Annotated in this window: 15 protein-coding genes and 1 pseudogene; all 16 read left to right on the forward strand. The window is 63.0% G+C overall.

Features of this window, described 5'->3' with window-relative positions; translation table 11 throughout:
* Window positions 1–120: 120 nt before the first annotated feature.
* A complete protein-coding gene (locus tag BMZ43_RS09335; protein WP_093252708.1) occupies window positions 121–918 on the forward strand; it encodes a PFL_4669 family integrating conjugative element protein in 798 nt (265 codons plus the stop codon).
* 5 nt (window positions 919–923) lie between these two features.
* Window positions 924–1499 carry a DUF3158 family protein gene (locus tag BMZ43_RS09340; RefSeq protein WP_093252712.1) on the forward strand — a complete coding sequence of 192 codons (576 nt, stop codon included), beginning with the start codon at window positions 924–926 and terminating at the stop codon, window positions 1497–1499.
* A gap of 1 nt (window position 1500) precedes the next feature.
* Entirely contained in the window at window positions 1501–1971 is a 471-nt protein-coding gene (locus tag BMZ43_RS09345; RefSeq protein ID WP_093252717.1) for a single-stranded DNA-binding protein, read from the forward strand.
* Window positions 1972–2211: 240 nt separating this feature from the next.
* The gene (locus BMZ43_RS09350) at window positions 2212–2661 is read left to right on the forward strand and encodes a hypothetical protein (protein WP_093252720.1); all 450 of its coding nucleotides are present in this window, start codon (window positions 2212–2214) and stop codon (window positions 2659–2661) included.
* A 57-nt stretch (window positions 2662–2718) separates the two neighbouring features.
* Window positions 2719–2919 (forward strand): CrpP family ICE-associated protein, encoded by a 201-nt coding sequence (locus tag BMZ43_RS09355; RefSeq protein ID WP_093252724.1) that lies wholly within the window; start codon window positions 2719–2721, stop codon window positions 2917–2919.
* 96 nt (window positions 2920–3015) lie between these two features.
* Window positions 3016–3975, forward strand: coding sequence for a hypothetical protein (locus tag BMZ43_RS09360; RefSeq protein WP_093252727.1), 960 nt, complete (start codon window positions 3016–3018; stop codon window positions 3973–3975).
* Entirely contained in the window at window positions 3932–5848 is a 1917-nt protein-coding gene (locus tag BMZ43_RS09365) for a hypothetical protein (protein WP_143075244.1), read from the forward strand. Before BMZ43_RS09360 ends, BMZ43_RS09365 begins: the two co-directional genes overlap by 44 nt.
* Window positions 5845–7812 carry a DEAD/DEAH box helicase gene (locus BMZ43_RS09370; RefSeq protein ID WP_093252733.1) on the forward strand — a complete coding sequence of 656 codons (1968 nt, stop codon included), beginning with the start codon at window positions 5845–5847 and terminating at the stop codon, window positions 7810–7812. The genes BMZ43_RS09365 and BMZ43_RS09370 overlap by 4 nt, the downstream gene beginning before the upstream one ends.
* A 432-nt stretch (window positions 7813–8244) precedes the next feature.
* Complete coding sequence (locus tag BMZ43_RS27285; RefSeq protein WP_143075245.1) at window positions 8245–8511, forward strand: DUF3606 domain-containing protein; 267 nt, start codon at window positions 8245–8247, stop codon at window positions 8509–8511.
* 102 nt (window positions 8512–8613) lie between these two features.
* Window positions 8614–9816, forward strand: a complete 1203-nt coding sequence (locus tag BMZ43_RS09375) for a PFGI-1 class ICE element type IV pilus protein PilL2 (RefSeq protein ID WP_093252737.1) — start codon at window positions 8614–8616, stop codon at window positions 9814–9816.
* Window positions 9813–11549, forward strand: coding sequence for a PilN family type IVB pilus formation outer membrane protein (locus BMZ43_RS09380; RefSeq protein ID WP_093252740.1), 1737 nt, complete (start codon window positions 9813–9815; stop codon window positions 11547–11549). Before BMZ43_RS09375 ends, BMZ43_RS09380 begins: the two co-directional genes overlap by 4 nt.
* 4 nt (window positions 11550–11553) lie before the next feature.
* Window positions 11554–12888 (forward strand): type 4b pilus protein PilO2, encoded by a 1335-nt coding sequence (pilO2, locus tag BMZ43_RS09385; RefSeq protein WP_093252742.1) that lies wholly within the window; start codon window positions 11554–11556, stop codon window positions 12886–12888.
* On the forward strand, window positions 12878–13528 hold the full coding sequence (pilP, locus tag BMZ43_RS09390) for a type IV pilus biogenesis protein PilP (protein WP_093252745.1): 651 nt from the start codon (window positions 12878–12880) through the stop codon (window positions 13526–13528). The genes pilO2 and pilP overlap by 11 nt, the downstream gene beginning before the upstream one ends.
* 10 nt (window positions 13529–13538) lie before the next feature.
* Window positions 13539–15137: pseudogene (locus BMZ43_RS26500) on the forward strand (GspE/PulE family protein); the annotation flags it as partial.
* A gap of 7 nt (window positions 15138–15144) precedes the next feature.
* A complete protein-coding gene (locus tag BMZ43_RS26880) occupies window positions 15145–16233 on the forward strand; it encodes a type II secretion system F family protein (RefSeq protein WP_093252753.1) in 1089 nt (362 codons plus the stop codon).
* Between the two features lie 154 nt (window positions 16234–16387).
* On the forward strand, window positions 16388–16788 hold a 401-nt coding region (locus BMZ43_RS09405; RefSeq protein WP_093252835.1), incomplete at its 3' end, for a type 4 pilus major pilin.

Genomic DNA, 16788 nt, shown 5'->3' on the forward strand with positions numbered 1-16788 from the left:
CGGGGCAACATGACGGAATCAGTCAACCTCTTCGCACCCAAATACGGTTTTCCGCTGCCCTCCAGCGCCAGTCTCGGCACCCTGCCCGAGCGTCATCTCACAACCCAAGGAATCCTTCTCATGGCTGATACCTTCCAGCTCAACCTGGGCTCGCTCAGATCGAGCGTCAACCTCACCCTGCATACCCATCATGCTTCCCGCCTCTGGTTCGGCCGGCAGCGCTCCGACAACAAGCCCGGCATGATCGGCTTGTCCGGCTTCTCCAACATCATCAACCGCATATCCGCCGGCGCCGCCAAGGACGATCCCTATTCCGATCTCTTCCTCATCATCATCGAGGACAAGATCGAGGAGTCCGAGCAGCAGCTGACCGCGATCGACGAGCGACTGGACCAAGTCATGGCCATGCTGCCCAAGCAGCTCGACGTGGGGACCAATCTGTCGATCCAGCCGCTCAAGCTGCCGCTATACCTGAACTCGCCGCTGGCCTTTAAGGGCGTGTACCTGCTCACCCGCTATGACGAGCTGGTGCGCAGGATCCTCCTGGCCGCTCATATCGGCTTGATCGATAACGGTTCTAAGGAGGCCTGGTTGGACGAAGGCGCCGCTGTGCTTCGCCGCCTGTACGGCGTGGGCCAGCGCTACAAGGGCTACAGCGGGGCATCGCGCGACGACATCGCCGCCAACAATGCCCGCGCCACCAACGCCCAGCAGATGTACAGCTTCCTGGAAATGCCCAAGGACGTCTTGGAAGGGACCCGCCGTAGCAAGTTCGCCCCGGCGATCCAGCGTCCCGGCGATGCCCCGGCCAGCTCAAGCAATGGCGACGACGGCTTCGATGGCGACTCCGCCGACGAGGATGAGCATTTGAGCGCTATGACCAGCGCCCAAGCCGTCACCGAGATGAGTGAGGCCTGATCGCCATGGCACTGCAACAGTCCACTCAAGGTTCGAAAACAGCAGACCTGCAACAGGCAGCCTTCCAGCCCCTGCAACAGGATGTCTTCGCGAACCTGCAACACGCCCCCTTCTACAAAGGGCTTTTAAAACCCTTTAAAGGTAAGGGAGCACTGGACCAATTAGCCGAGCAGTGCCGTTCCCTTGAAGCCGACCTGAACACTCTGGCCCAGGAGCGGATTCTCGCCCAGGCACAGCGCTTCCCCTTCACGCTCCTGCCGATCCGGATGACCCACCAGCACACCTCAGCTGGCCCAGTCTTTCTACGCTGGCAGCAGAGCGGGACACGAAAGATGGGCGTGGGGCTCTGGGCGGACCTCTGCCGCCACGACCTGGTCACCGAAACACTGCTCCAAGACCTGCACGCCATGGAGCTGCAGCGCATTGCTTTGAATATGCAGATCAGCCTGGTCCATGCCATCGGCCGGCAGGCCGCCGAGTGCGCCGAGAAGATGGCCCAGGCCGATGCCGTTTACACCGAACAGCTGCAACAGATCATCCAATCCCGCGGCGAAGACGCCGCATCCCAACAGGAGGCCTGACATGGGCACAGCAGTAGTATGGGAAGGCAACATTGGCTCCGCACCCGAGTACAAGCGGTTCCAGAAGGACAATCAGGATCCGCGGCACCTGCTGCGGCTGAACGTCTATTTCGATAACAGCATCCGCCTGCAGGATGGCTCCTACGAGGATCGCGGCGGTTTCTGGGCCAACGTCGAGCTCTGGCACCGCGACGCGGAAAGCTATAGCCGGCTGTACCAGAAAGGTATGCGGGTCCTGGTCGAAGGCCGTGCGGTCCTGGACAACTGGAAGGATGGCAACGGCATCGAGCAAGCCGCGATGAAGGTCCAGGCGAACCGGGTCGGGTTCCTGCCACAACGCATTGAGTCCATCACCATGGGCCAGGGTACGGGTCAGGCGCAGTCACGGCCGGTAGCGAACGGCCAGTCGCGTACACCTACCCCCACCCCGGCACCGATGTCCGAAGACTTCGACGACCAGATCCCCTACTAGCTGGCCCCGCAAAATTTGCCGCCCCAGCGTGAAGCTGCCGGAAGACATGGCTCACTCAGCGTGGGCCTGTCGCCCCGGGCCGGGTAGTGGCGGAAAAGTCGCGCCACTGCGTGAAGCTGCTGAGAGATCCACCTCGCACCTCGTGTCTCCCCTGCTACCCGCTCAACCTCGGGGTTGTCAGGAGCCGCGGCCCAACGTGAAGCCGCAGGTGTCACTCACTCGAATAGCATGGAACTGCACATGGACAACTCCTACCGTTTCAAACGCGCCGTACAGATTGCCAGCTGCGATATGGATGCTATACGGGGCCTGTGCCAGGCGAAGGTCAACGAGGTAGCAAAGGTTCGTAGGCTCCGTGCCATCGGGGATGTATCCATGCGCGCCCAGGGCTACATCGACGCCTGCCACGATTTTCTGGGCCTGCACGAAGACGATGTACGGCGCCTGGTCTGGAGCTTGAACGAGAATCGAATGACTCGACGCGAGCAGTTGGTTGGGGCCTATTTCCGTGATGAAGCTCCAGACGTCACCCACGAGGTGGAAGTCGCCATCGACTGGTGGAATGGTATGGATCAGGCCGAGCAAGAGCACTGGTTGAGTCAGGCCGAATCCACGCGCCCGAGGGATGCGCGCCGGGCCTATATGGGCCACCTGAAGCAGGAGTGCGAACGCATGGGGTTTCCTTCGTAGATCGCGGCTCAGCGTGACTCTGCTGGTGGACTTGGTCTTATCAATCGGGACACTGCCATGGTGAACGAAGCTCAATCTAGAGTGATTTCCGTAGGTGGTCGATCCGGAGCGAACGCTCACCGATCCGCCATGCGTTCTGGTGAAGCAGCAGCTCTAGCCAGAGCCGGTGTTCATACCTGTCCCTACCAGCATCCCGCCTTTAGGTCGTCCTGGCTCAAAGGGTATGCCCAGGCCCAGCAGCAGAGCTTCGATTTCTAGGCCAACCTATTCCCTTCCAGTTAGGGTTTCCCCTTCCGCCGCTGACCGGCTCACCGCGACCCTAGACCTTCCTGATCACTTCTGAAGGTCTTCGCTATGTTTATTCGGACCCTCTTCTGGTTGTCCGTCATCACTATCCTGGCTGTTGCGGGCGCAGCCGTTTACTGGTTGTATGGCTACTTCGCCCTGCGTGAGGCTCAATCCTTCCTCTCTTTGGGGTTCCGTGCACTCGCACTTGGCTGGGGCTGGCTGCTGACCTTCTGGGCGGCCAAGTTCGCACTGGAATTGCTGGTTCTCGCCCGGAAGGAGCATCAAGATCATTGCCGCCAAAAGAAAGCCGTCGAGTGGTACGTCGAGGCCCTTGGTGGGGAGATCACCCAGTCCCAGGCCGATTTCATCAACGAGCGGCTGACCTATGGCGATCGCTGGGAAGCAGCGGAAGGATTGCTCAGGGCCTACTACGGCCCGGGCATTGAAACCAGCGACATCAAGCGCCTGGATGACCTCGCGGATCGCGGCTGGCGAGTGACCGGCAAGCTCAAGGTTGACGCTCTCTGCCTGAGCCTTGCGGGCCGGCATCAGATCTACACCCCGCTACGCCTGCTGCCCCAGTACTCGAAAGCCCCTTTGCCGGCCTCGCCTCCCTCCCCATCGCCGTTGAAGCCCTTTCGCGAGGACGATCCTTGGTACTCGCCCGACGTGCTGAGGTTATTCGCTGCGCGCAACACCTTCACCCTGTTCCAGCGGCATGGTGGCATCGATCTCGACTGGACGCGCAACGATGGCCAGCGCACGGACCCTATCTCTCGCGAAGACTGCGCGGCCATGCTCAAGGCCATGCAGGCCTGGATCAGGCGTAAGACGTCCGAGGCTGAAGCAGCATCCCTGGGCACCGACCTTGAGTACGTGCGACACGATATTGCTCTCACCGCCGAGGCGCTGGCCTGCGAGCAGCATCAACACTGTCATAGCGTGATGTGGGAAATGACCAGGGACGATGAGCGCCGGGCGGATGAGCATTGCCACCGGCTGTATTCCGGGCCTGCCAATGAGTGAGCTCGCTAGTGCCTGCAAGGCCACCAGGTACAGCGAGCGGCAGCTTGCCGTTGCTCATACCTGGGCCTCGCACTTCCAGATCAACGGCCCTAAGCGCGACACGTTCATCGACCATTACCTTCGCTCTACGCGGTTCTCCCGCTGCTGGTGTGTATGCGTTCAGGTACCCGGTCGCGAAAGCCCTGTCACCATCCTTCGCCTGGGGCACCTGGTGCAGCTCTACGATGGCGTGTGCATCCGGACGAAGAAGGTCAAGGCCATCGACCGTATGCCCAAGCGAAAACCAGCGGAGCAATCGGCTTTGCGCTTGGCTCGATACCTGCTGCTGCCTCACATCAGCTGGCCGCTCCAACCGCTGATGACGTCGTTCTGCGACACCGCTCGGTCGGTTGCCAGGCAGTTGGCCTGCGACGATCTGGGGGCCTTCGGGAAGGCATGGGACATCGATGCGCATAGGCACAACCGCTACTTCAGGCCCCGTTCGGCCTACTACCTCACGCAGATCGGCGCAGCGCTAAGAGCCTTTCTCGCGGCGGTCGATCAACCGCGTCTGTTCGCGATTCGCTCCGCGAACTGTCCTTCGGCTGAACTCTACAACTGGCTGTCGCGGGGTAATCCCGAACGACGACATCAGGCGTTGAGGTCACAGCCGATCCTGATACCGCTACTGGTGCTGTGCGACGACGACGACTGGCCTCTTAGGCGCCGTGACTTCGACAAGGGCCCAGCCCAGCTGCAGGCATCGCTTCGCCGTTATCACCCTAGCGATTCGACCCTCAACGAGGCGCTACTTGGCGCCGCCGTAGACGCAGGATTACCTCTGGTGCCGTTGCTCACCTGGGTGTTTGGCGCACCGGCCGCCTCGATCCGTTTTCTGGGAAGCGTCCGCCCCAATTGCGCGGGCACAGCGCTGAGCCTCATCAAGCGCGAGGGTCGTGGCTTGGGGTGGCTGGGGCTGCTGGTGGGCGCCCAACTAGGCAATCGCAGGCCTCAGAACCGCCGTGATTGGCGGGCCGTCCATGAGCTGCTCAGCAGCGTGCCCCACAACGCCGCCGGCCTCATTGACTGGTCGCGTCTACTCGCTGGCACTCCGACGGCATGGGATGACCCCCGATGGCCGGGTATTCGCGCGACATTGACAGACGTCAGGGAGCTGCTCAGCGCTGTGTGTGATGAGTCTCCGAGCGCCCAGCGGGCCGCCAAGGGGCTTGAGTACTTCCTCGGGCGTACCTCTTACGCCCAGATCGCACGCCTGGTGCAGGACTTCCACGAGGCCATGGCCAGGGCCCGTGAATTTGCCGACAGCCAGGGCCCGCTCCGGGAGACGGATGCGCACACCTCCTGGCCGCCTCTGCTGAGCAAGTCACGCACTTTCGATTGCCCGAATGGCCTGCAGATCCTGGAGCTGGTGTGTCCTGCTGACCTGATGAGTGAGCACCTCGCCCTGGGTCACTGCATCGATAACTACGACTATCGCGCCTATTCCGGCGCCTGCCGGCTGTTCTCCGTCCGAGAGTCAGGCCGCGCACTTGCCTCGGCGGAGCTGGTAATGCCCCCCGAGCGGCTCACCAAGAGCACACATACGCAGCGGCTGACTCGCTCGCCCAGCGAGCTGCAGGTAGTACAGCTGCGCGGACGCCACAATCGAGCTATTGCAGGTGACGAGCCTGCAGGGGTTGCGTTCAACTGGTTCATGACCGCGCTACGGCGTGGCCGACTGTCGGTCACCCTGGAATGGCCAGATGTCTCGCACACCATGAGTCGATTCGCCAAGGATGCCTGGCGTATGCACTATCATCGATTCCTGTGGGAGTGGCTGACGCACCGTTTGGGCCTTGCTGACGCTGTCGCCGGCCTGGCTCACACGGCATGAAGCAACCTTCGCTTCGCAATACCGCTGGCTCGACCCAGCTACTGCAGCGCGCGGTGTTCGACGGGTACGACTTCGGCCTGAAGATGCCCTATCTCGAAGGCGCCAACCGCCTGCTGACGAGCAGGGGTGGCTCCTTCATTCGCCGTGGCGAACATCCGTTGTCTGGATACTGGCGGCTGCCCCAACGGCGGCTGCTTGAGGACCTGGACGTCCTCTTTCACCAGCTGGGCGAGCTGTCCGACGGTCGTTTATCCCAGGACTGGTCTGGCTTCAGCCGCAAGATCACGGACGCCCAGGCCGATGCCCGGCGAGACCTCTTTATCTGGGGGATGCGTCTGCGGATCGCGCCGCTGTCCGGTGGCGGCGTGGTGCTGTCCGGGGACTATCACCCGGGTTGTGTCGCCGTGGCCAAGCGCATGCACGGCGCCTTCCTGTCGACGAGCCGTGCCTGGCGACTGCCTGGCTCCGCAGAGATCGTGCGCAGCAACCTGATCTTGGAGCTGGGACTGCTCGAGGAGCAATTCGAGATGCTCGACGTGCTCCAGGAGCTGCTGTCCGACGGATCGGTCAGCGCTGCCCGCGACGTCACGGCGATGTCGATTGGAGGACCGCCTCAAGAGCGAAGCGCGTCCTCAGCCGACGAGGACAGTGCGGCGGACGTCTACCTGGCCGCGGTGCCCGACATCGCCAAGACCAGCTGGACGCTGCAGGCTATCGAGGCCGAGCTCAAGCCGTATTCGCTGATGTCCCACCAGCCTGCTGGAATTCGACACCTGCTGCAGCGGACCAGTGCACTGCTGGCCGATGACATGGGGCTGGGCAAAAGCCGCCAGGCGGTAATCGCCGCTGGCATCCAATCCGCTGGCCACCAGATCCTGGTGGTGGTCCTGGCCAGCCTGGTGATCAACTGGGAGCGGGAGATCCTGGCGGTCTATCCGGACGCGCGAATCGCCCGGCAGCGCTATCAGGCTGAGGCCCAGTGGGTGATCGTCAACTACGAGCGCCTGGGCGACTTCGTCGCGATCGCCGATCAGTTCGCCGTGATGATCATCGATGAGGCCCACCGGCTAAAAGAGCCCGCGGCCGCCTGGACGCGCAACGGCTTCGACATCGCCGCCAAGGTGCCCAATCGCTACCTGCTGACCGGGACACCGGTGCTCAATCGCGAGTCGGAGCTCCATACGCTGCTGCGCCTGTCTGGCCACCCCATCGGGCAGCTGCCGCTCAAGGACTTTTGCGAGCGCTTCGCCGGTAGCTCTGAATTTCGCCAGGGGCTGCGTGCCGAGATCGGCGACTGGATGCTACGCCGCCGCAAGGACGTGCTGCCCGACCTCAAGGGTAAGCAGCGGCAGACCGTGCCGGTCGTGCTCGATGAGGCGCAGCAGGTCGAGTACAACGCCATCCGCAACGCCGATCAGCCCGTATTCGCGCGGTTGGGTCGGCTTCGCCAGCTCCTGGAGCGCGTGAAGGTGCCGGTGGTGGTGGAGCTGCTGAGCGAGCTGGATCCGGAGGACAAGGTGATCCTCTTCTGCGAGTACAAGGAGACAGTGGCCACGCTGCAGCAGCTGTGCGAGGCCACTGGGCTGGGATGCGTCACCCTGGTAGGCACTGACAGCCTCACGAAGCGGCAGAAGGCAATTGATCGCTTCCAAAAGGACGTCGATTGCCGGGTCTTCATCGGCACGACGTCAGCGGCTGGCACCGGCAACAACCTGACTGCGGCAAACTACGTGTTTTTCCTGGGACTACCCTGGACGCCGGGCCTGCAGGACCAGGCCGAGGACCGCGCTTACCGCAACGGCCAGCGGCGCCTGGTGGTGGTGAAGATCCCGCTGGTGGAGAACAGCATCGATCTGCAGCTCTGGCAGATGCTCCAAGACAAGCGGCGGATCGCACAGGACCTCATCGAGCCAGACGCGGTCAGTAAGGCCCAAGAACGAATAGCCAGAGACCTCTACCCATGAATGACGTGCATATAGCCCGGGCATTCGTCGCCCGGCTCGAGCGTGAGCTTCCTCACTGCAATTGCTTGATGAGCGTGGTGTGCCCGGACCGAGGTGCGGCTGTGCGTGTGATACCTAAGCGTGGTGATACTGCCCTCACCCTTCAGCTAGACGTTTCGCGGCTGAGCGATTCGGGGTATGTGGAGCAAATGCTGCAAGTCATCCGTGATCAAGTGTCCCGCGGTTGAACAATGGCTAACGACGTGGGTCACTCTTTCTGAGTGCTCCACACTCATCTCCTAGAGGTTGGCAAATCTGTAGGCTTCGAACTGAGTTATCCCCTGCCAGGAGCAGGGGATTTTTTTGCCCATTGCGAATCGCTCCTGTTGCGCAGGCTGATGCTCCAACTGCACGCTGATTGAGTGGCACTTCGCCGCGTGACAGGAGCTATTCATGGAAAACAATAACGAAAAAACTCATCAGCCGGTGGACCGTAGCAGCGTCGACCTAAACACCCCGGAGGCCATGGAGTATTGGCTCGCTTTCTTTGGCTGCGACCGGGCCGATCTGATACGGGCCTGGAGGTCAGTCGGTTCGGGATCAGTGGCAAGTATCCAAGGAATGATTGCATATCTTGAAGGGCGCAAAGTCCCACCAGTACCAGACCCACCAGTACCAAAAAAGCAGAAGCGTAACTACGACGACCCCTCGCCTAGATAACCGGGGCACTTAACCTCTTTCGCTCTAGATACGGTTATCTCCTGCTTTCCAGACAGGTGCCTGGCACCGTGAGCCCCACTACGAAATGGGGCCACACCGCACATGATCTGGAAGCTCACCACCCTCTCGCCGCTCGCCTTCGCCGTCGCATTGGCAGGCTGTGCTCAGCAGGAGCCTGCGCCCAGCGCACCCGGCCCCGACAGCTCGCGTAATCCGGAGCTGCTACAACCCGATCTCTATCCGAAAGGTGCTGCTTCAGAGCCCCAGGTGCGCTACGGCCGCTACACCCTGGTGAATACCGCGCCGGAGACCGAGCAGCGGGACCTGATGGCCCAGATCATCGACGTGAACATCCCGGCCAACATGAAGCCGACCGTTCGCGACGCGATGCAGTATGTGGTCAATCGCTCCGGCTACAGCCTGTGCGGTCCAGAGCAGGGCCACGTCAACATTCTCTTCACTCGCCCGCTTCCGGCGGCGCAGTACAAGCTAGGTCCCATGAGCCTGCGCAACACCCTGCAGGTACTGGCTGGTCCAGCCTGGCAGGTCAAGGTCGACGAGGTCGTGCGGTCGGTGTGCTTCGTGCTCCGCCCGGGCTATCAATTGCCGGAGGGTCAGCGCTACGGCGTTGCGCCAGCAGCTCCCCCGACCACGGCCGCCACAAAGTCTGTATCCACTGCCTCGAACTCGGTGGTGACTGTGGCCACTGTGCCCGCTACCAAGCCGCTGGAAACTCACACCGAACCGGCAAAGCCAGCCACGAACGTAACCGCCACACCGGCAGTCAAACCTATGCCCGCCGGCGCGGCGCTGACATCCGCGCCGGTCAAAGCGCCAGGAGAGTCATTGCATGTCGGGCAATCTCCAAACGCTTCCCTGGCGAAGGGCACCTCTGCCATACCTGCTGCGGTAGCGGCTTCGGTTCCTGCCAAGACTGCCTCTAGCGCAGCCGTCACACTAGCCAAGCCGTTGCCTACTGTGGGCGCTACGGCGGCCGGCGCCTACACCCTGCCTTCGGTCCGACTGACCGAGCCTGTCTCTGCCATGACCCAAACCTGGGATGCGCCCATTGGCAGCACCCTTCGACAGTCCGTCGAGGCCTGGGCCAAGCGTGCGGGCTGGCAGGTGGTCTGGGAGCCCGATGACCTGGACTACCCCATCGAGGCCGCCCTGCACTTCCGCGGCACCTTCGCCGAAGCCGTTGCCCAGGTCTTTCCGCTCTACGACGGCGCTCGCCGCTCCTTCATCGTCGATGGCAACTCCAGCCAGCGCATCGTTCATGTTTCCGAGAGGAAGAAGTCATGACCCACCCCCTTCGCCTGAGCGCCCTGGCGGCGGCGCTCCTGCTCGCCAGCTGCTCGGTACAGCGGGTGGACGAATCGGCCCAGCGCGCCGAGAACGACGCCGCCATGGCCAGCCAATACGCGGCCCTGCTGCGCAACCAGCAGCAACAGCCCAAGCGCGAGACCGTCGTGTTCAGCGACAAACCCTGGGTTTCGACACAGCCGGTGGTGGCCAAACGCGGCATGCCCTCCGCGCTGGACTGCGAGCTCAGCTATCGCCCCTCCGGTAGCGTCGGCATCACCGAGATTGCCCAGTACATTACCAGCCAGTGCGGTATCGCCGTGCTGGTATCGCCCGATGCACTCAATCCCAATGCCGCAGCGCCCAGCGCACAACCGGCCAGCACCGCACCGGCGCCGATCGGCAATCTTAGCCCAGATAGCCTGGCAGGCCTGCTGCCTGCAGGTGTGATCACCAACCCGGCCACGATGGGCGCCGCGGCGAGCTCCACTGTCTCCGGGTATCGCGCGTCCGACTTCACCAGCCTGGCCGGCGGAAGCCAGGTCAGCGGCCTCAAGTACAGCGGCAAGGCCTCCGGCCTGCTCGATGAGGTCACCGCGCGTCTGGGCTTGGGGTGGCGTTACTCGCCGGTCGAGCGTGCCGTGCGGATCAGCTACTTCGAGACGCGGGTCTTCGACGTCTGGTCGTTTGGTGACAAGCAGGTCATCGCCAGCACGGTGAAATCCGGGATGGCCACAGCCGCCGGAACCAGCGGCAGTAACTCGGGCGGATCAAGCACCAGCTCAGGTGTCACAGGCGACGCGGGCAGCAACCAGAGCACCACGGTCACCCTGGAGTCCTCGATCCTGCAGGACATCCAGAACAACGTGAAAGCGATGCTCAGCGTCGCCCCAGCCGGGCGGATGTACCTGGCCCCCTCCACCGGGACCCTGACCGTCACGGACCGCCCCGAGGTCATCTCCCGGGTGGAGGCCTATCTCAACAGCACCAACCGCAGCATTACTCAGCAAGTGCTGTTCAACGTGAAGGTGTTCGAGGTCACGCTCACCGATTCGGACCAGCTTGGCCTCAACTGGGCCGCCGTTTACAAGTCCCTCAACACCAAGTGGGGCCTGTCACTCTCCAATACCGTTGCCGGCATCAGCACCAGCGCCACCTCGGCCTCCGTCGGCATCGTCGACACCGCCAACTCCGCCTGGGCCGGTTCCAATGCCATTGTCCAGGCGCTGGCCGAGCAGGGCCGGGTCTCTAACGTCCGCTCTCCGTCGGTGACCACCCTCAACCTGCAGCCGGCGCCCCTGCAGATCGGCAACGTCCAAGGCTACCTGGCCTCAAGCCAGACGACGTCCACGGCGTCGGTTGGCTCCAGCACCTCGCTCACGCCCGGCACCATCACCAGCGGCTTCAACATGACCCTGCTGCCGCGCGTGCTCGATCACGACGAGATGCTGCTGATGGTATCGATCAACATGAGCAGCAAGCCGACCTTCCAGACCTTCACCAGCAACGGCTCCAGTGTCCAGCTGCCGGACTACGACGCCAAGTCGCTGTCGCCCAAGGTCAAGCTGCGCAGCGGCCAGACACTGATCCTGTCCGGGTTCGAAGAGCTCAGTGAGGATGCGCGCAAGACCGGTGTTGGCGACCCGGGCTTTCTGGGCCTGGGCGGTAGCCGCACGCGGACCTCGGGGCACAGCGTCCTGGTGGTGCTGATCACGCCGATCGTGACGGGCTGACAGCATGGCCATTGTCAGCACAACACCGGTCGCCCCGGCGCAGACTGCCCAGATCCTGAGCTACCACGGCAAGAGCTTTGTCTCCGGTCTGCAATGGCATCCGTTGGGCAGCCTGACCGGCTACATGAAGGAAGCCCGGGAATACGGACGCCTGCACAAGATGGACATCGTCGCCATCCGGCGCACGCCCAATGTCATCCAGGCCGGCTTCGTCGCGCGCAGCGCCGGGGCCATGAAGGGAATGTACTCGCTGGCCGCAGCGCTGGCCGGGCAGCTAGGTCAATCCTGGCTGGCCGCCTGGCAAGTGCCAGGCGAGGAGCCTCGCTATGCACTGGTAGCTGTGATCGACGGCGCCGTCATACCCGGTTACGACCTGGTGGGCTCGGCCACCGAGATTCAGCGCAAGGTCGCGCAGCTCGAAAGCCGCGCCCTGACCTTCGATGAGACCTACCTGCCGACCGAATTCGGCCAGGGCGGCAAGCCGCTCGACATCGAAGAGCTGTTACAGCCAGGCAATTTGAAGCGCGACTACGCCCTCAAGCCGCTTGCTTTCGGGATGAGCAAAGGCGAGTGGATCCGCGTAGGGGTCCTCGGACTCATCGTGGTGACAGGGGTTATCGGCTACAGCCAGTGGGAGGCGCATAAGCGCGAGCAAAGGCGACTCGCCGCCGTCGCGGCCGAGGCCGCGCGTCAGGCCGAACTGCAAGCGATCAACGAGCGCTCCAAGGAGCAACAGACCATTCAGGCCCTGGAGCACCCCTGGGCAAAGCGTCCGGGCGTGCCGGACTTTCTGCTGACCTGCAACGGCGCCATCGATAGGCTTCCGCTGTCCATCGCTGGCTGGCTGTTCACCTCGGCCCAATGCGATGGCGTGCTGCTGTCCACCAATTATAAGCGCGACGGCAACAGCACGGCTTCAGCGTTTGTTGCGGCCACGCGTGGTCACTTCGCTGATGAGCCGGCCTTCTTTGACGAAGGCAATGGCGCAGCCCTCAAGCTGACCTTCGAGCCCCCGTTGGCGGGCGACGATGAGCTGCTGCAGGCCACACCAGCCCTGGCTGATCTGACCTCCTGGCTGCATGGCCAAGGCCTGGCTCCGATCATCAAGGAAGTCCCGGTGGTCATTCCGGCGCCTCAGGCCATGCCTGGCCAGCCGGCCCCCCCTGCGCCACCGCCCCCGGACTTCAAACACTTCGAGCTGACCTTCAACACTGCGCTGCCGCCGGACATCGTCCTCAAGGACGTACCCCACCAAGGCCTGCGACTGCGCGAGATCAAGACCCTTCTGCAGAGCGATCAGCTGGCCTGGTCGGTGACCGGTGACCTCTATGTCAAATGACCTTTCCTTCGCCGTGATCGGCGCCCTGATGCTGACAGTGGCCGTCCCTGTCTGGGCCGACACCGCCAAATCGGGTGATCCGGACGGCATCACCGTGGGCGAGCTCTCCCGGGTACAGAGCGAAACCATCCTCTACAAGGCCCAGGGTGAGCGCGCCAAGGCATTGCGTGAGCTCAACGATGGCGGAACTCAAGCCAAGGCGGCGCCCCAGCCCAGCTACCTGCCACAGCCTGTCACGATGCCCAGCAGCGCAATGAGCGGAAACGTTGAACATGCTGGCACGGTAGACCAGTTGCCCGTGGTCAAGCTGATCTATGGATCAGGCAAGGCCCTGCGCGCGACGTTGCTCTACACCGGCGGGTTCGAGATCGATGCCTCCCTGGCATCGACCGATCTGCCTGGCGGCTATCGCGTGGCCAGCCTGTCCCTCGACAGCGTCGTGCTCAGCCGCGGCGGCAAACGCTATCCGCTGGGGTTCTCTAACCGCGCGCCCAGCTATCCAGTAACCACTGTCGCGGCGGGTCAGGCTTCTGTGTTGCCAGTGACCGTCACACCGATGAATCCGGTAGCGCCGGTGCCGGTGCCCGCTCCAGCTCCCATTGCCCTCCCGGGCTCCGCGCCTACCGCCATTCAACCCTGAGGTGACCTTGATGATTTCGAGCAATCACGTTGCGTCCGCTGCGCACGAGCCGGAAGGTGACCCCAAGGCTATTGGCCAACGGTTGGCGGGGGAGCTGGTAAACGAGCTACTTCCGCTCCAGCCACGCCGCGTCCTCACTGCCGAAGGCGCCCAGTGGGGCTCGGTGAAGCCGGAATTGCGTCAGCTCCTGGCTCTGGTGGAAGGCGTACGCCCTACCGATCATGCTCAGCTGCTCGTATCGGGCCAGCATCTGCGCGACCCATTCGTCATGGCCTTCATGGGTGAGCTGGATCGCGCGGATCTGGACTACCGCGTGGTGCCCAGCACCCTGAGCGAGATCCAGGCGCTGTACCAGGTCGATACGACCCGCAGCACCGGCACCAGTGGCCTCGACAGTACCTCTCGCCAGCAGGAAGTCATCCGTCTCCTTGGCGAAGCTCACAGCCGTGGCGCGTCGGACGTGCACTTCGTTGTCGGCCGCGAGATCACGCACATCCTCTTTCGCATCCATGGACTGCTTACCGAGTACGGGCAGATCCAGAGCCGCATGGGCCGCGAACTCTGCTCGGCGCTGTACAACTCCATGTGCGACGTGGCTGAGGAGCACTATCAACCGGAGATCAGCCAGGACGCCCGGGTCAAGCACGCCTTCGTGGCTCAGCTCGGGCTCTTCGGCGCACGGGTTGCCTCTCGGCCGTTGGTTGAAGGGCCTCTCATGGTCCTGCGACTGCTCTATGACGAGAAAGCCAAGCAGTCCCTGGATGAGCTGGGCTTTCTGGCCGACCAGATCGCGCTGCTCAATCGTCTGCGCGGACTTCCGTACGGCGTCATCCTCATCACCGGTCCGACCGGGTCCGGTAAATCGAAGACCCTGCAAGTCACCCTCAATCAGCTGCACAGCGAGACCGACGGCACCCGCCATATTCTGTCCGTCGAAGATCCGCCTGAGTATCCCATCAAGGCCAACCAGTCGCCGCTGGGTCATGCCGAAACCTGGGACGGCGCCATCACCAACACCATGCGTCTGGATCCGGACATCCTCATGTATGGGGAGGTGCGTGACCTGGCCACCGCTCAGGCGGCGTTTCGCGGCGGCATGACCGGTCACCTGGTCTTCTCGACCCTGCACACCAACAACGCGGTGGCGAGCCTGCAGCGGCTCATCGACATGGGCGCGGACCCGAGCCTGGTGACAGACCCTGCGCTCATGTCGGGCCTCATCAACCAGTCGCTGTTGCCGGTGCTGTGCACGCACTGCGCCCAGCCGCTTGCCTCTCAACGCGACCAGCTGAACCCGGCCCTCATCGAGCGACTGGAACGGGTCATGGATACCACGAAGGTCAGGCTGCAGGGTCCTGGCTGTGCGCATTGCCGAAACATGGGTGTCTCCTCGCGAACGGTCGTCGCCGAGGTTCTGATCCCCAACCATCGCTTCATGCAGATCTTCCGCGACCAAGGTGCTAGCGCGGCGAAAACCTACTGGGTCAGGGACATGGGCGGGATCACCAAGATCCAGCACACCATTGGCAAAGTAGCCGCCGGCCTGATCGACCCCCGAATGGCCGAGACCATCATCGGACCCCTGGACATGGAGCTCTTCGTCCTGGAGCAGCCCAATGCTCAGCAGGATCCTGGACAGCTGGACGACCTTCGCCGACGCCTGGTACGCCAAGCAATTCGGCAGCAAGGAGCGCATCCAGTTCTACGAAAGCCTCTGCGCGCTCCTCGAGAACGGCGTCGGCATCGACGATGCCCTGGAAGAGCTACGCGGAATCTTCAGCGATGGCGGCAAAAAGCGGCGCGACCCGACCGCCTTGGCCACCGCGGGCATCAGCCAAGCCGTAAGAAACGGCAAGTCCCTGGGCGATGCCTGCCAGCGCTGGATGCCCTACCAAGAGACCGCAATCATCGCCGCCGGCGAACGTTCAGGCGCCCTGGTTCAGGCCTTCCTGGACTGCGTGCAGATGATCGAAGCCCGCGGTCGGATCTTGTCTCTGATCCTGTCCGTGACCGTCTACCCCATCATGCTCTGGGCAATGATGGCCTATCTGCTCCACGTCATCGCCTCGCGCATGGTCCCGGCCATGACCCGGGTCTCCAACCCCGAAGGCTGGACCGGCATCCCCTACCTGCTCTACCAGGTCTCCAGCTACGTCAACAACTGGGGCCTGCTGACCCTAATCGTCGTGCTAAGCACCATCGTCCTGGCCATGGGGTCACTGCCCTACCTGACCGGACCGCTGCGCGTCAGGCTCGATCGCATACCGCCTTGGTCGATCTACAAGGCCCTCCACGGCTCCACCTTCCTGCTCAACATCTCGGTGATGCTCAAGGCCAACATCAATCAGATCGAGGCCTTGCAGTCCCTGCAGCGCGGCGCCACGCCCTGGCTGCGTGAGCGACTGATCGCGGCTATCTACGGCGTCAATCAGGGCAAGAACTTCGGCGAGGCGCTGCGTCTGGCAGGGCACGAGTTTCCCGATAAGACCGCCGTCCAGTTCCTCTGCGTATTGGCGACCCGCAAGGGCTTCTCCGAAGCCATCCACCGGTTCAGCAATCGCTGGATCGAGCAGACGCTCAAGCAGGTGGAGCGCTACACCAAGGCCTTCCTCACTTTCTCGACCATCGCCATGGGGCTCTTGATGCTCCTGGTCGTCAGCGGCGCCTTCAGCCTGCAGAGCAACGTTGCCAGCCTCTCCCACTAGACCTACCACCCAAGGAACCGCCATGAGCCAACTCTGCAACAGCCCCACTCCCTCCCCGGTGACCCTCGACGTTGATACGTCGCACTACGCGGCAGAACCCACGCCCTTTCGTCTGCCGCCGCGACACCGGCAGCGTGGCGTCTTCAGCCTGGAAATGATGTTCGTGCTGATCATCGCCGTCGTCGCCCTGGGCTACATCATCTACAACGGCGGCAGCCTCATGGGCTCCCAGGATGTGACCAACGAGCAGTCCAACATCGGCACCCTCATCGCCAACACCCGAAAGCTCAAGGCCAGTAGCGGCTACGGGACGTCCGGCACCAGCCTCGTCTCGCAGCTGGTGGCCAGCAAGGGCCTGCCCAACATGAGCGTCAATGGCAGCAACCTGTACAACGCCTGGGGCGGCTCGGTCACCGTGGTATCGAGCGGCATGACCTTCACCGTCACCGAAAACGCGCTGCCTCAGGATGCCTGCGTCACCCTGGCCACCAAGATCAGCCGCGGCACCAAGGTCACCACCGCCATCAACGGCGGCACCGCGGTCACCGGCGAAGT

Origin of the sequence: Pseudomonas sp. Snoq117.2 (genome assembly GCF_900110545.1) — a bacterium.
Classification (GTDB): Bacteria; Pseudomonadota; Gammaproteobacteria; order Pseudomonadales; family Pseudomonadaceae; genus Chryseomonas; species Chryseomonas benzopyrenica.

What these genes read in the sequence shown, in the direction of transcription:
- BMZ43_RS09335 (WP_093252708.1), top strand. Translation starts at nt 121, where the DNA reads ATGGCTGATACCTTCCAGCTCAACCTGGGCTCGCTCAGATCGAGCGTC.
- BMZ43_RS09340 (WP_093252712.1), top strand. Translation starts at nt 924, where the DNA reads ATGGCACTGCAACAGTCCACTCAAGGTTCGAAAACAGCAGACCTGCAA.
- BMZ43_RS09345 (WP_093252717.1), top strand. Translation starts at nt 1,501, where the DNA reads ATGGGCACAGCAGTAGTATGGGAAGGCAACATTGGCTCCGCACCCGAG.
- BMZ43_RS09350 (WP_093252720.1), top strand. Translation starts at nt 2,212, where the DNA reads ATGGACAACTCCTACCGTTTCAAACGCGCCGTACAGATTGCCAGCTGC.
- BMZ43_RS09355 (WP_093252724.1), top strand. Translation starts at nt 2,719, where the DNA reads ATGGTGAACGAAGCTCAATCTAGAGTGATTTCCGTAGGTGGTCGATCC.
- BMZ43_RS09360 (WP_093252727.1), top strand. Translation starts at nt 3,016, where the DNA reads ATGTTTATTCGGACCCTCTTCTGGTTGTCCGTCATCACTATCCTGGCT.
- BMZ43_RS09365 (WP_143075244.1), top strand. Translation starts at nt 3,932, where the DNA reads ATGAGCATTGCCACCGGCTGTATTCCGGGCCTGCCAATGAGTGAGCTC.
- BMZ43_RS09370 (WP_093252733.1), top strand. Translation starts at nt 5,845, where the DNA reads ATGAAGCAACCTTCGCTTCGCAATACCGCTGGCTCGACCCAGCTACTG.
- BMZ43_RS27285 (WP_143075245.1), top strand. Translation starts at nt 8,245, where the DNA reads ATGGAAAACAATAACGAAAAAACTCATCAGCCGGTGGACCGTAGCAGC.
- BMZ43_RS09375 (WP_093252737.1), top strand. Translation starts at nt 8,614, where the DNA reads ATGATCTGGAAGCTCACCACCCTCTCGCCGCTCGCCTTCGCCGTCGCA.
- BMZ43_RS09380 (WP_093252740.1), top strand. Translation starts at nt 9,813, where the DNA reads ATGACCCACCCCCTTCGCCTGAGCGCCCTGGCGGCGGCGCTCCTGCTC.
- pilO2 (WP_093252742.1), top strand. Translation starts at nt 11,554, where the DNA reads ATGGCCATTGTCAGCACAACACCGGTCGCCCCGGCGCAGACTGCCCAG.
- pilP (WP_093252745.1), top strand. Translation starts at nt 12,878, where the DNA reads ATGTCAAATGACCTTTCCTTCGCCGTGATCGGCGCCCTGATGCTGACA.
- BMZ43_RS26880 (WP_093252753.1), top strand. Translation starts at nt 15,145, where the DNA reads ATGCTCAGCAGGATCCTGGACAGCTGGACGACCTTCGCCGACGCCTGG.